Origin of the sequence: Mucilaginibacter sp. NFX135 (genome assembly GCF_048565145.1) — a bacterium.
Classification (GTDB): domain Bacteria; phylum Bacteroidota; class Bacteroidia; order Sphingobacteriales; family Sphingobacteriaceae; genus Mucilaginibacter.
On record NZ_CP183412.1, the window covers coordinates 788,067 to 801,573 of the forward strand.

Consider the following 13,507-nt stretch of genomic DNA (forward strand, 5'->3'; position numbering starts at 1 on the left):
GCGTTGCGGGGTTCGTGGAAAAAGACAGAATGATTTATACCGACCTGGATGCCTGGAAAGAAGCTAGAGTTTTAGCTAAGCTTGTTTATACAAGTATGAGCAAGTTTCCAAAAGATGAAATTTTTGCTCTACAATCGCAAATAAAACGTGCGGCAATTTCTATTCCATCTAATATCGCGGAAGGTTCAGGAAGAAACCATGGTAAGGATTCTTTGCAGTTTTTTTTATATCGCCCGAGGTTCTGCCTACGAATTAGAAACACAATTTTACCTTTCTTTTGATCTTAATTTTATAGATAAAGAGACCTTGGATATTTTATTAACTCAACTCGAAAAAGTAAGAAGATTATTAGCAGGTCTTATTAATTATTATAAATCAAATTTAACAAAATAGGGAGGCTTCACGCAACCCGAGCCTCGCAACCCGCCCCATGAAAATTACAGACCACATCAAGAACGCAAACGGTAAAACACTTTTTTCTTTTGAACTGATACCACCTTTAAAAGGACAAAGCATACAAGGCATTTACAATGCTATTGACCCCTTAATGGAATTTAAACCGCCGTTTATTGATGTGACTTCGTTGCGTGAGGATTATATTTATAAGCAGCACCCCAATGGTTTGCTGGAGAAACTGAGCTATCGCAAACGCCCGGGCACTATTGCTATTTGCGCGGCTATCATGAACCGGTATAAGGTAGATACCGTTCCGCATTTGCTTTGTGGTGGCTTCACCCGCGACGAAACGGAGAACGCGCTCATCGAACTGGAATTTTTGGGTATAGAGAATGTCCTGGTATTGCGAGGTGATGCTCGCAACAGCGATTCGTCCTTTGTACCAACTCCCAATGGTCATGCTTATGCTACCGATCTGCTGCAGCAGGTAGTGAACATGAACAACGGTATTTATTTGCATGAGGATTATGATAACATCGCCAAAACTAATTTCTGTATTGGGGTGGCGGGCTATCCCGAAAAACATTTTGAAGCCCCCAACCTGAAAACCGATTTTAAATACCTGAAACAAAAGGTAGATATGGGCGCCAATTTTATTGTTACCCAAATGTTTTTTGATAATCAGAAATATTTTGATTTTGTAAACAACTGCCGCGCCAACGGCATTAATGTGCCTATTATACCGGGTTTAAAACCTATCACCACATCAAAGCAGTTGGTTAACCTGTCCAAAACTTTCCATATTGATATGCCTGAGGATCTGTGCGATGCTATTAATGGATGTAAATCGGAAAAAGATGTAAAAGATATGGGTATTGAGTGGATGATTAACCAGTGTAAAGAGCTGGTGAAATTTGGCGTACCTGTACTGCATTTTTATACCATGAGCAACGCTGGCCCAACCAGGCGTATTGCCGAGGCGATATTTTAATATAAGACTTATAAAATGTAAAAGGGGTCATAGTAATACGGCCCCCTTATTTTATAAGATCAGTTAATAGTTATGATAAACCTAAATAATAAATTTAATATTAACAATGTTTGCTTACTAAGTATTGTTAATAATTGTTGCATCGATTGCATAAGTGTTTATCATAAATACTTTATATTGCATGATATATGCATATAATATACCCCTGCGTAATATTACAGTTTTTAACACGTAAAATTACGTGATATTAGAGCGTCTCTTGCCTGGTTAAAATTCGTTATTTGCTGCTTATGAGATTGTTACATGGTTATTAATAAGGGGATAAGTTTTAGGTCTCAACCTCAACTTGTTGAATAAATTACTAATTAATGTTAGTTTTATCATCTAATCCCAAACCCTATTAATTAAAATCATGGAAACAACAACTACAGCAACAGAAACACAACAAGCAAGAGGTGTTATCACCGGCAACGAAGGCGCCGTTATAAGCCTTGATGATGCTGCATTATACACAGCCAATCACAGGCATCGTAGTCCAAGAGGGGCTGCTATTTCTCAACTTTTCGGGCAGGTTATTGTCAATAAGATCCTTGCACAGCCGGGCTGTCTTGCTCTGCGTATTTATTATGCAAACAGGCAACAGTTAACCGGTTTTCAGCGCTTTTTTGTGGCCATAGGTAACTTTTTTATTAAAACCATTGCTCATGCTGATGGCGATATGCGCTTTGTAATATCGGGTGTTACCGAAGACGGAGAAGATATGCTGCCGCATGATATGAAAGGCGAAACCGTTATGTCTACCACTTTTTCAACAAACGTAAAGACATTTAAATTGATGGCAGCGCAAGATGATAGTTCTTTGGGCGATGATTCATATCCTTGTCCAGGCTCAACAGGTTGCCCAAAAAACAAGTTGACTGGCGGTTGATTATTTGAGGATTTTGATAAATATTCTATAACCCTAAGGTATGGCTATCGATCTTACATTGGTCATTGTTTCTACAATATCAGGTTTTTTTCCTGTAATTGCAGCAATATATAATTACAAATATCTTGATAATGTATTAAAAATAGCCGCAGCCTTTTTTCTTGTTGAATCTCTGTTTGATCCGATTATGTGGATTTTACCACATTGGTTCCATGCGAAGAACAACATGCCGTCTATTCATATCAATATTATAGTAACGGTTTCGTTTTTCACGGTTATTTATTATAAGTTATTCTTAAAACCGGTTTTAAAGAAGATTACTATCGCTCTCTCCACAATTACTTTAATTATAGCGTTATATCATAGTTTGAACTTGCAAGAATATCCTTCTGTTTCAAAAACAGCGATGGGTATTTTACTTATATTTTTATCATTGACTTATTTTTATCAACTACTGAATCCAGAAAAATTTGTTGATATTGAAAAGCAAGGGCTTTTCTGGATAAATGCGGGGGTTCTGATATATTATGCAGTAAATATCTTTCTTTTCATGATATTTACACAAATACCGCTTGATGACCGGCCCAATTATTATATCATTAACAGCATAACTAACATAATAGCAAACATATTATATTCAGTAGGATTATTTTGCAAGCCACAGAAAACAACCTGATCCCGGTACTCATTATCGGGACTTTGGTGGTTGTTATATTAATTACTTGTTTGTTTTTCTTCGTGATCATTTATCAGCGTAAAATGATAAAGAATCAGGTAGAATTACGTACGCTGCATGATCAGCGGCAAGGCGATTTGATGAACGCTGTTTTTGAAACACAGGAGAGCGAACGCAAGCGCCTTGCCGAAGATTTGCATGATAGTGTGGGGCAGGTATTATCAGCTATTAAGCTTAATATGCACCGGTTGGATAAAAATTGCATCAGCGAAAGTTCCCAGCCCCTGCTGGCCGATACCCGGAGACTTATTGACGAAAGTATCCAGGAAATACGCAACATTATCCACAACGTTTTGCCCCCCGTGCTTACCGACTATGGTTTTTTGATAGCCCTGGAAGCCCTGGGCAATAAAGTCGAGCAGGCCACCCGTATCAAAGTAAGGTTCGAAAAAAAAATAGCCGATCAGCGCTTTCCAAATGAAGTTGAGCTGGCGTTATACCGCATAGCCCAGGAGCTTTTTGGTAATGCCATTAAACATGCCGATGCCACCATTATCCACCTTTCGGTAAAGCAGGAAGGCGATTTTATGATCATGGAATTTAAGGATAATGGTGTTGGGTTTAAGCTAACTGAAGTAAAACAAGGGTTTGGTATCAAGAACCTGGAAAGCCGTGTACAACTCATCAACGGCGAAATTAACATTATAAGCAAACCCACGGCCGGCACATTTACCACTATAAAATTAAAAATAGCATAATTTGGTATCAAGTCGCTAGTATCAAGTATCAAGACATTCTTGTATGGTGCTGTATATAAAGTCGCTAATAATCGTAATGCTTGATACTAATATGTTGATTATAAGGTATATTTGTTTTAAAGCCGCGGAGAATCGTGATACTTGATACTAACTATTTGCTATATTAGCCAACTATTTGTTACACAATGAGTACGATAAAATTAGGCATTATTGATGATCATAAAATTTTCAGGAACGGATTAAAAGCAACGTTAGAAGATTGTGAAGATTTTGACCTGATATTGGAAGCATCAAATGGCAAAGAACTGGTGGGTTTATTAGTTGATAAATCGCCGGATGTATTATTGATGGATATCAAGATGCCCGAAATGGATGGCATTCAAACCGCTGATTATGTGCATCAACATTATAAGCACATCAAGATATTGGCGCTATCCATGTTTAATGAAGACAAATATATTGTGGATATGATGAAAGCCGGGGCATCGGGCTACCTCCTTAAAAATGCTGAGCCGGAGGAGATCATAGAAGCTATATCAACGGTATATCACAAGGGTTTTTATTTTAATGAACACCTGTCTATAACGTTGATCAAACAACTGGTTACTAATGAGCACGGCGATAACCTCCCTAATAATAAAGCCGACCTTAACGAACGAGAAATTGAGGTGTTGAAACTGGTTTGCCAGGAATACTCCAACCAGGAAATAGCCGATAAAATATTCCTGAGCGTGCGAACCGTAGAAGGATATCGGGCACGATTGTTTGAAAAAACATGCTCAAAAAACCTGGTGGGCCTGGTTATATACGCTATTAAGCGTGGTATAATCAGTGTATAGCGCCTCTGGTGTTAAGCTGATAGTTTTTTGCCGTCGTTGAGCAGGTTGCGCATAAACCTTTTGCGGTAATTAAGCGGACTCAGGTGCATTTTAGCCTTAAACATTTTATAAAAGTGCGATACATCGCCAAAACCGCTTTCAAATGATATTTCTGATATGGGCTTGTCTGTTTGTACCAACTGTTGTATGGCATAGTTGAGTCTGTACTCAATAATGGTTTCCATAAATGTTTTACGGGTTACCTTTTTAAAGTACTTGCAAAACGCGTTGGTGGTCATGTTGGCTATACCTGCCGCGGCATCTAATGAAACCTGTTTCCTGAAATTTTCAACCAGATAGGCTAATACCGGGTTTATCCGCTCGCGCTCGGCCAGGGAGCGTTCTGCTATCACCCTGTGCTGGTCAAGCAGAATATATTCCTCGGATGAGGCCATGCGCTGCAGTATTTCCAGCAGGGATATCAATATCCGGAAGTTACTTTTTTCATCAGCCAGTTTTAGCAAAAGCTCCTTTACTTCTTTCTGGGTATCAGAGTGAAATAAAATGCCGCTGGCGCTTTTTTGAAAAAGTTGCTTAATATGTTGTAGTTCAAATTTATTAAAAAACTCATCGCCCAAAAAAGCGTCGTTAAACTGTATCACTATGGCGCTGGCGTCCTCAATAGATATTTCTCCGGATTCCAGTTTCCAGCAATGCGGCAAATTGGGGCCGAGCAATACCAGGTCGCCGGAAACAAAATCTTCCATGTGGCTGCCTACGTAGCGTTTACCTGTGCCTCTTATAACACATGTGAGTTCGTATTCTTCATGAAAATGGTAAGGGGCGTCAAATGCCAGTTTATCAAACTTTCTGACAAGGAATGATTGACTGTTCGCGGGCTGAAGGACTTCGTAAGAGGCTTTGATCATTGCAAATATTAACGTAAAGTAATGAATTTTATTGATGAGTGGATAATATACGCCACTTTCCTGCCATTCATTTCATTTTTTTTTATATAAAGATAAGCTTCCTTTGAAAAAAAAGCTAATAAAATTATGATTAGTGCATTTACCTATCTGCCTGAGCTGGATGATTTTAAGAAATTGCCAGATGAAAACAAGCAAGAGTTTCAAAAAAAAGGGCATACATTAATTCAGAATATTCTTTCTGAAGAAGAAATAAATGCCTATCGACCTGTGATCGTGGGCGCCGCGGAAAGATATAATACGGAGAAACGCAAACTGGAAGAAAGGGATACCTATGGGAAGGCATTTTTACAGATCATGAATTTGTGGCAGGTTGATGAGCCCAGTAAAAAGTTTGTTACGGCCAAACGAATGGCCAAAATAGCTGCCGATTTGATGGGGGTTGACAATGTGAGGATATATCATGATCAGGCTTTGTTTAAAGAGCCTGGCGGTGGCCCTACTCCATGGCACCAGGATCAGTACTATTGGCCAATTGATACCCATAATACGGTAACCATGTGGATGCCGCTGGTTGATATTGATGTGGATATGGGCATGTTAACTTTTGCTTCAGGATCATATGTTAACGGCGCTGTTTTTAATCATGAAATTTCGGATGAATCGGAAACCTTGTTTGATGATTATGTAAAGCAAAAAGGGTTTGAAATCAGTAGGGCTAATGCCATGAAGGCAGGCGATGCTACCTGGCACCGCGGTTTTACCATACACAACGCGCCGGGTAATAATTCTGGTCAGATGCGTGAGGTAATGACCATTATTTATGTGGCCGACGGAGCCCGGATAACCCCCTATAAAAACGAATGGCAAAAAAATGACCATGAAAAATGGCTCATGGGCAAACCTATAGGTGGCCTGATAGACTCGGAACTGAACCCGAAACTATTATAATGTTTTATCTGGCCATGATTTTCCTGGTTATAAGATGGTTTGCACTTTAAAGCCATTATGTGTAAATGGATATCAATTATATATATATAAATGTTAGCCATAAAAAGTGTAAACCATGTAAACCCACCTTTACGATAAAATGGCCAGGCTGTTCAAACAATTAGGCGGCTACCCAAATAGCGTCAATAAACCATTTTTTGGTATCGAAAAATTGCCCTACCGGTACAAAGCCTGTATTGATAGCTATTTGATCGGCCTGCATAATGGTGAATTTCTGAGATATCTCCATATAGATATACTCATCCTTTAAAAACGAGATGGTTTCTTTACCATTGATAGTTACCTGCTGATCAACGGTACTGATCAGATAGCTTTTGCAGGCTCCTGTTTCGGGATCATAGGTAGGGTAATGTTCAAATTTAGAAACATCAAAATTGGAGTTCAGCTCACGGTTAATACGCTCCAACAGATTCAGGTTGAACCGTTTGGTAATACCTTCTTTATCATTGTAAGCAGCCAGTACCACTTTGGGGTCTTTTTTAAGATCCATCCCGATGAGGGCCATGTCGCCGGGTGATAGATGTTTACGCAACTCCCTGCAAAATTCAATAGCATCGCTTATAGGCATGTTGCCAATGTTTGATCCGAGGAACAAAACCACCTTGCGCCTGGAAGAAATGGTAGCGGCTTTGGTGAGCATGTGAAAATATTCGCCGTTTAGCCCCGTAATTTGCAAGCCTGGTAAGGTAACTGGCAAAGTCATGTTCAGATACCCTATTACATTTTCAGAGATATCGATGGGCAAATAGGTGAAATCAGCCTTTTTCTCCAGTAAATATTTAAGCAGATAAGTTGATTTGGTGGCATCACCTGCACCTAATTCGATAAGATCAAAAGCATCGCCATCGGCAATAAGAGCGTCCGCGATTTCGGCAGTTTTTTCAGAGAATATTTCCAGCTCACAGTCCGTCGGATAATATTCCGGACTGTTCATAAGCTCCTGGAAAAGCTTATCGCCATTGGCATCATAAAAATATTTTGAATTTAACCGCTTGGGTGTTGATTTTAACCCGGTTATCACATCATTATAAAACAAGTTCGTTTTTGTTTTTGATGGGTCGTTCAATTCCGTGTGCGCTAAGGTTGAGTCCATATCTCCGTATTTATGCAATTACTTTGCAAGCCTGATGCCTGTAAATTGCCAGCGTAAATTTGTTTGAAAAAAATTGCGATAAGTAATGCGGCTATGTCCCGGAGATGTAGCTTCCGAAGCGCCACGCAATACTTTTTGGTTCACCATGAATTTGCCGTTATACTCACCAATGGCGCCCGGGGCTTTGGCAAAGCCAGGATAAGGCAGGTATGCGCTTTCTGTCCATTCCCAGCTTTTGCCCCAGTTAAATTGAGGTGCCGCGGCTTCCCATTCAAACTCTGTTGGTAAACGGAAGCCTTTCCACGAGGCGTACGCATATGCTTCAAAATAACTGATGTGGCATACCGGATTGTTCGGGTTAAGCAGTTCCAGGCCATGAAAAGTGTAATTATGCCATTCCTCGTCAATTAAATGCCAGTAAAGCGGCGATTCTATCTGGTTGGTTTTAACCCAATCCCATCCCTCGGCATGCCAATGGCGGAAATCATGATAACCTCCGCTATTGATAAACTCCAGATATTCTGCATTGGTTACCAGGTTTGGGCTTATTTCATAACTGTTTAAATAAACCTTATGCCGGTTTAGCTCATTGTCAAAACAAAAACCCTCCCCGGTGAATCCTATCTCATAAATGCCTTCGCTTAATTTAATAAAATCAGTTTCCACGGTTTCTGCCTTTGGTGAATGATAACTGCTTGAATAGACTGGAAACAAGGGGTTATGACCTAAAATATATTTAATATCGGTTAGTAGCAGTTCCTGGTGTTGCTCTTCATGATTGAAGCCCAGTATCAGGAGCTCTTTAACATCCGCAGCAGGCTCTACACAGAGGAACTTCTCCATAGCTTCGTCCACATAAGCGCGATACTGGTAAATATCATTAACGGTTGGGCGACTTAAATTGCCCCTGTCTGTACGGATTACGCGATTGCCAACAGTTTCGTAATAGCTGTTGAAAACATAGTTGTAATTAGGATTGAATTCCTGGTAGCCCATAAAATAAGGTTTCAGGATAAAAGTTTCAAAAAACCAGGTAGTGTGCCCGATGTGCCATTTAGGCGGACTAACATCTACCACCGGCTGTACCACATAGTCTTCCGTTTGCAAAGGACTGCAAATATATTCGGTACGTTGGCGTACTTTTTTATAACAATCAACTAAATTCATGAAACTATTTACTATTCAAATATCGTTTGAGGTTAGAAATTGTTTTAATATTTAAATTTTTGGCCTGTTGTTCTCTCATCATTAAAGCATAAGCATTATTAAACCCGATAGGTTTTAGCCAGCTTATCTGGTACTGTTTTTTAAATTCGCGCTGCACATAATTGTAAGTGCTATCCTTATTTTTTGTTACCTCACTTATTGTTTTTGATGAGGCTTGTAATATGGCCAGTAAACCAGTTCCCGTATATTCCGGGTAAAAATCTATCTGGTCATTTGTTAGAGCGTCGAAACAAATTTTTGTTCCACCAAGTCCTGTTTTTGTTGATACGCCATAATTGGTATATCCTTTTATAAGCATGCTGTACATGTTGGCCAATATATATTGTTCGCCAAATATTTTGGAACCAATGCGTACTGTGTTCTCTTCATTGCTTTTGCGGGCGGATTTAAATAATTTATGACTCACTAAGAAATCCCGGGCCACCCGCTCCGGGCTTTGGTGAAGATAGTCAGTACGGTAATTTAAATCAGTCATCACGGAATCATTTATTTTGCCCGATATTAAATTCAACGTTTTTTCCAGTTCCGGAAATTTCTTCAACGCATCATTCCTTACAATTGGCGCGGCATAGTAAGGTGGAAATATGCCCTTGTCATCATCCAAAACTACCAAGCCGTAAGCTTTTAGCCGTCCATCAGTAGAGTACCCGCTGATCACATCCAGTTCTTTTTCATAGGCGGCCTTGTACATTACCGCATCGCTGATCACAATGGTATGGATCTTTAGTCCGTATTTACTTTCCAGGCCGAGGTTGCCATCCTGCCGGCCCATAAACTCGGGTGTAAAACCCGCTGTAAGTTTGCTGCCGTACGCGGTAGGAATAAAATAGAAAGATGATAACAATAGCAATACAACGGGCAATGCATAACTGCTTCGTTTTAGTTTCCTGAAGTTGAGCTTTTGTACCAATGATAGCAGGAAATCGAAAATGATGGCCAACAATGCTGCCGGAATGGCCCCGGCAAGGATCATGTTGGTATTGTTGAGCGATATACCGCCGAAAATAAACTCGCCTAAGCCACCTGCAGCAATGAAGGATGCCAGGGTTGCCACACCCACATTAATAACCGTAGCGGTACGGATACCGGCCAAAATAACAGGCATAGCCAGCGGAAGTTCTACTTTGATCAATATTTGCCATTTACTCATGCCCATGGCCGTGGCTGCCTCTTTCACTGCAGCATCGATACCGGTAATGCCGGTGTAGGTATTCCGAATAATGGGAAGAAGGGCATATAATAACAAAGCAACAATAGCTGGCTTAGGTCCGATCCCTAATAGGGGGATCATAAAGCCCAGCAGAGCTATGCTCGGTATGGTTTGCAATATTCCGGCAAAGCCCAAGACAGTACCGGAAAGGTTTCTTTTACGGGCGATAATAATACCCAGCGGCAAACCCACAAGCACTGCAAAAAAGAGCGAAATAAAGGTAAGCCCGATGTGCTGCATAGTTTGAACCGCCAACTTATCGGCTTGCTGCTGCATAAATTCCAGTAAAGTTTGCTGGTGCTCATTCATGCCCTTGCTTGTTTTTGTATTGATTAAAAGCCGACATGAGCTGCTCAAATCCAACGGTTTTTATTTCGCTTTTATCCTTGCTGATGTTGATAGTCTCAGAATCAATAAACTTAAAATGTTCCAGCGCCGTCCACAAATCAGTATCAGTTGATAATGACGAGGTATGAATTTCCTTATGGTGCTTGGACAATAGATCCCATATATCCAGCAATTGTATTGCCTTAAATTCCAGTTGCAGACGTTGATCTTTCAAAAAGTCTTTTACAAATTTATTAGCTGGGGTAAACAGTAAATCGGCAGGTGTGCCCGATTGTACAATCTTTCCATGGTCCATAAGGCATATCCTGTCGCCTAATTCAAAAGCTTCCTGTACATCATGGGTAACCATAATAATGGTTTTTCTTTTCAACTCATCAAGCGCCTTAAATTCTTTATGAATAGCGGCTCGTGTAACGTTATCCAGGGAGCCAAAAGGTTCGTCCATCAATAAAACCGGCGGATCAGATACCAGAGCCCGGGCCAGGCCAATACGCTGTTGCTGACCACCACTTAATTCATGAGGGTAAACATGCAGGTAATCGGGACTGAGGTGCAGCTTCTCCATCAGCTCGGCAGTACGATGGGCTATTTTCTTTTTATCCCACTTTAACAATTGTGGTACCACTGCTATATTTTCGGCCACCGTATAATGCGGAAAAAGACCATTGTTTTGTAAAACATAACCAATGCCGCGTCTTAATATTTCCGGCTGTTCATCGGCTATATTTTCCCCTTTGATAAAAATACTGCCAGAGGTTGGCTCAATAAGCCGGTTGATCATTTTAAGCGTAGTGGTTTTGCCGCAACCGCTTGTACCTAACAAAATAAGGTTTTCTTGTTCCTGAACTTCAAAGCTAATGGTATCAACAGCCTTTATTTTACCGAAGTGTTTACTTATGCCTTCAACCTTTATCATAAACAGTAATCTTCCAGGGTCATAAATAGGTTATTCAATGATTCTGAATACAACGGATGGGCGAACACGCAATAGCGTATTCGGTCGTAAGTAATACCGCCCTCCATCGCCATTTGCAACACGGTCATGATCTCACCGCCTTCGGGGCCCAAAACAGTAGCGCCTAATATTTTTTTTGTTTTTGGATCAACAATAGCCTTCATAAAACCACGTGTATCTCCTGTCTCTATAGCGCGGGCTACATAGGCCATCGGTAGTTTGGCCACTTTATAGTTCAATCCTTGTTTTTTAGCTTCAGTTTCATCTAACCCTATCCGGCCCAATTGCGGATCTGTAAACATACAATATGGTACCGGTCGGTCGTTTATATTCAGATCTTGTTTCTCGATCAGATTACGGTAAACAATGGTATAATCATTATAGGAGATGTGTGTAAACGCCGGACCTCCTTTCGCATCACCCAGGGCATAGATGCCAGGAGTGGAGGTTTCCAGTTTGTCGTTCACCTTTATATTTCCTTTTTCATCTGTCGCTACGCCTGTTTTGATTAAGTTAAGCGCTTCTGTTTGCGGAGTGCGGCCAACGGCTACTAATACATGAGTACATTTGACTTTCTTTTCTTCACCATTTATTGATATGGTGACGGTTATTCTGTCGCTTTTATTCTGCTTGAATCCGATAGCTTGCGTTTGATTATAAATAATGATAGACTCTGCCTCCAGGATTTTTTGCATCTCGGCAGAGACGTCTTCATCCTCGTGTGATACAATTCTGGCTGATTTTTCCAGTATAGTTACCTTGCTGCCAAACCGGCGAAACATCTGCCCAAATTCCAACCCAATGTAATTGCCTCCCAATATCAATAAATGTTCAGGAACGTAATCCAGATCGAGTATGCTCGTTGATGTCAGATAGTCAATATCATTCAGGCCTTCTATCTCCGGGACAAAGGGCTTTGCGCCCGGGTTCAGAAAAATAAGATCGGCCTTTAAGATTTCTTTTTTGCCATTATTTAGCGCTATTGAAATGGTTTTATGGCCGGTGAAAGTGGCTTCGCCAAACAATACATCAAGATTTGGGGTCTTTTCAGCAGCATGCAGCCCCCCGTTGCGCGAACGAAGCACGATTTCGTCCTTGCGTTTTTTAATTTGGGGCATATTAACCGAGAACTTTTTTACGGGTACGCCAAGTTCCGCACTTTTGCCTGCCATATAAGCTGCTTTCGCCGATGCCACCATGGTTTTTGTAGGCGTACAACCGTCGTTTACACAGGTACCACCATAAAAACGTTTTTCAATAATAGCCGTTTTTTTGCCTGCATTAGCCAGCTTTTTAGCTAATGGCGCACCCGCTTGCCCGGCGCCAATGATAATGGCATCGTATTTCTTCATGTTATTCGATTATTTTAACACCTTTCCAGAAAGCCACATAATTGGTAATGTGGTTGGCTGCCTCTTTGGGTTGTGGATAATACCAGGCGGCATCCTGATTTTTTTTACCATCAACATTCAAGGTATAATAGGATGCCAACCCTTTCCATGGACAAGTAGTATGGGTGTCAGTATTTTCAAGATATTCAGCCTTAACGCTTTCTATAGGGAAATAGTGATTGTTTTCAACCACGATAGTATCATTGCTTTCAGCTATGATCTGATCGTTCCAGATTGCTTTCATAAAGTATGTTTTATTTATTTATAAAGATAGCTTTAACAGGCCAAAGATTTACAATGCTAAAGGCATGATTTGTTTGAAATCCCTCTAAAAGGTGCAGTATTTACAGCTAAAATATTTTTTTTAAATTTTATTTTTAATTTATCCATAAAGCTATATCTTTGCAATCCCAAAACAGGGGAAAGCAAATAAAAAATGGCCCGTTCGTCTAGGGGTTAGGACAGGAGATTTTCATTCTTCAAACAGGGGTTCGATTCCCCTACGGGCTACTTAAGGAAACGTACATAATTGTATGTTTCCTTTTTTTATGCAGTTAACATCTTGGTTACCACAAACCTATAACTTCTTTTAAGCCCGAAAACGGTGTTCGATGTTTTAATGGAAACTTTTGCTGAATTCTTTTCTGTCAAAAAAAGCGTCCTGGGAGTATTTAATCAAATAGCTTACAAGAACTTAAATTTAGTATGTAATGCATTAGCCGTATTGACTTCGACACGCCTACTGCGAATTTTCATCTCTCAAATGAAAACAATACAAT

The 13,507-nt window shown here is 40.3% G+C and carries 15 protein-coding genes and 1 tRNA gene; 9 read left to right on the forward strand and 7 right to left on the reverse strand.

The genetic code is table 11. The annotated features are described in order from the left end of the window. Positions 1 to 14 precede the first annotated feature (14 nt). From ACNURT_RS03480 to ACNURT_RS03510, 7 genes are all read left to right on the forward strand, one after another. Entirely contained in the window at positions 15 to 281 is a 267-nt protein-coding gene (locus tag ACNURT_RS03480) for a four helix bundle protein (protein ID WP_419700558.1), read from the forward strand. Further along, complete coding sequence (locus tag ACNURT_RS03485) at positions 199 to 393, forward strand: four helix bundle protein (RefSeq protein ID WP_419700559.1); 195 nt, start codon at positions 199 to 201, stop codon at positions 391 to 393. The genes ACNURT_RS03480 and ACNURT_RS03485 overlap by 83 nt, the downstream gene beginning before the upstream one ends. 37 nt (positions 394 to 430) lie before the next feature. After that, positions 431 to 1,387, forward strand: a complete 957-nt coding sequence (metF, locus tag ACNURT_RS03490) for a methylenetetrahydrofolate reductase [NAD(P)H] (RefSeq protein WP_419700560.1) — start codon at positions 431 to 433, stop codon at positions 1,385 to 1,387. A gap of 412 nt (positions 1,388 to 1,799) precedes the next feature. After that, entirely contained in the window at positions 1,800 to 2,315 is a 516-nt protein-coding gene (locus ACNURT_RS03495; protein WP_419700561.1) for a hypothetical protein, read from the forward strand. 40 nt (positions 2,316 to 2,355) lie between these two features. Continuing rightward, positions 2,356 to 2,991, forward strand: coding sequence for a hypothetical protein (locus ACNURT_RS03500; RefSeq protein WP_419700562.1), 636 nt, complete (start codon positions 2,356 to 2,358; stop codon positions 2,989 to 2,991). Further along, on the forward strand, positions 2,967 to 3,749 hold the full coding sequence (locus ACNURT_RS03505; protein ID WP_419700563.1) for a sensor histidine kinase: 783 nt from the start codon (positions 2,967 to 2,969) through the stop codon (positions 3,747 to 3,749). Before ACNURT_RS03500 ends, ACNURT_RS03505 begins: the two co-directional genes overlap by 25 nt. A gap of 185 nt (positions 3,750 to 3,934) precedes the next feature. Beyond that, positions 3,935 to 4,588 carry a response regulator gene (locus ACNURT_RS03510; RefSeq protein WP_370997324.1) on the forward strand — a complete coding sequence of 218 codons (654 nt, stop codon included), beginning with the start codon at positions 3,935 to 3,937 and terminating at the stop codon, positions 4,586 to 4,588. Positions 4,589 to 4,599: 11 nt separating this feature from the next. Here the strand turns inward: ACNURT_RS03510 and ACNURT_RS03515 are convergent, their stop codons facing one another. Continuing rightward, positions 4,600 to 5,496: an AraC family transcriptional regulator gene (locus ACNURT_RS03515; protein ID WP_370997325.1), complete on the reverse strand. Its 897-nt coding sequence runs from the start codon at positions 5,494 to 5,496 to the stop codon at positions 4,600 to 4,602. A 126-nt stretch (positions 5,497 to 5,622) separates the two neighbouring features. Here ACNURT_RS03515 and ACNURT_RS03520 point away from each other — a divergent pair, with 126 nt between their 5' ends. Then, entirely contained in the window at positions 5,623 to 6,444 is an 822-nt protein-coding gene (locus ACNURT_RS03520) for a phytanoyl-CoA dioxygenase family protein (protein WP_419700564.1), read from the forward strand. A gap of 160 nt (positions 6,445 to 6,604) precedes the next feature. Here ACNURT_RS03520 and ACNURT_RS03525 read toward each other — a convergent pair whose 3' ends face one another. Genes ACNURT_RS03525 through ACNURT_RS03550 form a run of 6 tightly spaced genes read right to left on the reverse strand, consistent with a single transcriptional unit; the run spans position 6,605 to position 12,972 of the window. Continuing rightward, positions 6,605 to 7,597: an L-histidine N(alpha)-methyltransferase gene (locus tag ACNURT_RS03525; protein WP_419700565.1), complete on the reverse strand. Its 993-nt coding sequence runs from the start codon at positions 7,595 to 7,597 to the stop codon at positions 6,605 to 6,607. 18 nt (positions 7,598 to 7,615) lie between these two features. Continuing rightward, entirely contained in the window at positions 7,616 to 8,764 is a 1,149-nt protein-coding gene (gene egtB / locus ACNURT_RS03530; RefSeq protein ID WP_419700566.1) for an ergothioneine biosynthesis protein EgtB, read from the reverse strand. A 4-nt stretch (positions 8,765 to 8,768) separates the two neighbouring features. Then, positions 8,769 to 10,343, reverse strand: coding sequence for an ABC transporter permease/substrate-binding protein (locus ACNURT_RS03535; RefSeq protein ID WP_419700567.1), 1,575 nt, complete (start codon positions 10,341 to 10,343; stop codon positions 8,769 to 8,771). After that, entirely contained in the window at positions 10,336 to 11,298 is a 963-nt protein-coding gene (locus ACNURT_RS03540; RefSeq protein ID WP_419700568.1) for an ABC transporter ATP-binding protein, read from the reverse strand. The genes ACNURT_RS03535 and ACNURT_RS03540 overlap by 8 nt, the downstream gene beginning before the upstream one ends. Beyond that, complete coding sequence (locus tag ACNURT_RS03545; protein WP_419700569.1) at positions 11,295 to 12,689, reverse strand: mercuric reductase; 1,395 nt, start codon at positions 12,687 to 12,689, stop codon at positions 11,295 to 11,297. The genes ACNURT_RS03540 and ACNURT_RS03545 overlap by 4 nt, the downstream gene beginning before the upstream one ends. 1 nt (position 12,690) lies before the next feature. Beyond that, positions 12,691 to 12,972, reverse strand: coding sequence for a DUF427 domain-containing protein (locus ACNURT_RS03550; protein ID WP_419700570.1), 282 nt, complete (start codon positions 12,970 to 12,972; stop codon positions 12,691 to 12,693). A 194-nt stretch (positions 12,973 to 13,166) separates the two neighbouring features. On the opposite strand from ACNURT_RS03550, the gene ACNURT_RS03555 reads away from it, so the two are divergent. Next, positions 13,167 to 13,238, forward strand: a tRNA-Glu gene (locus tag ACNURT_RS03555). Positions 13,239 to 13,507 lie beyond the last annotated feature (269 nt).

Coding starts and splice junctions, on each gene's coding strand:
- ACNURT_RS03520 (WP_419700564.1), top strand. CDS start 5,623: ATGATTAGTGCATTTACCTATCTGCCTGAGCTGGATGATTTTAAGAAA.
- ACNURT_RS03510 (WP_370997324.1), top strand. CDS start 3,935: ATGAGTACGATAAAATTAGGCATTATTGATGATCATAAAATTTTCAGG.
- ACNURT_RS03485 (WP_419700559.1), top strand. CDS start 199: ATGGTAAGGATTCTTTGCAGTTTTTTTTATATCGCCCGAGGTTCTGCC.
- ACNURT_RS03500 (WP_419700562.1), top strand. CDS start 2,356: ATGGCTATCGATCTTACATTGGTCATTGTTTCTACAATATCAGGTTTT.
- ACNURT_RS03495 (WP_419700561.1), top strand. CDS start 1,800: ATGGAAACAACAACTACAGCAACAGAAACACAACAAGCAAGAGGTGTT.
- metF (WP_419700560.1), top strand. CDS start 431: ATGAAAATTACAGACCACATCAAGAACGCAAACGGTAAAACACTTTTT.
- ACNURT_RS03535 (WP_419700567.1), bottom strand. CDS start 10,343: ATGAATGAGCACCAGCAAACTTTACTGGAATTTATGCAGCAGCAAGCC.
- egtB (WP_419700566.1), bottom strand. CDS start 8,764: ATGAATTTAGTTGATTGTTATAAAAAAGTACGCCAACGTACCGAATAT.
- ACNURT_RS03545 (WP_419700569.1), bottom strand. CDS start 12,689: ATGAAGAAATACGATGCCATTATCATTGGCGCCGGGCAAGCGGGTGCG.
- ACNURT_RS03550 (WP_419700570.1), bottom strand. CDS start 12,972: ATGAAAGCAATCTGGAACGATCAGATCATAGCTGAAAGCAATGATACT.
- ACNURT_RS03540 (WP_419700568.1), bottom strand. CDS start 11,298: ATGATAAAGGTTGAAGGCATAAGTAAACACTTCGGTAAAATAAAGGCT.
- ACNURT_RS03515 (WP_370997325.1), bottom strand. CDS start 5,496: ATGATCAAAGCCTCTTACGAAGTCCTTCAGCCCGCGAACAGTCAATCA.
- ACNURT_RS03525 (WP_419700565.1), bottom strand. CDS start 7,597: ATGGACTCAACCTTAGCGCACACGGAATTGAACGACCCATCAAAAACA.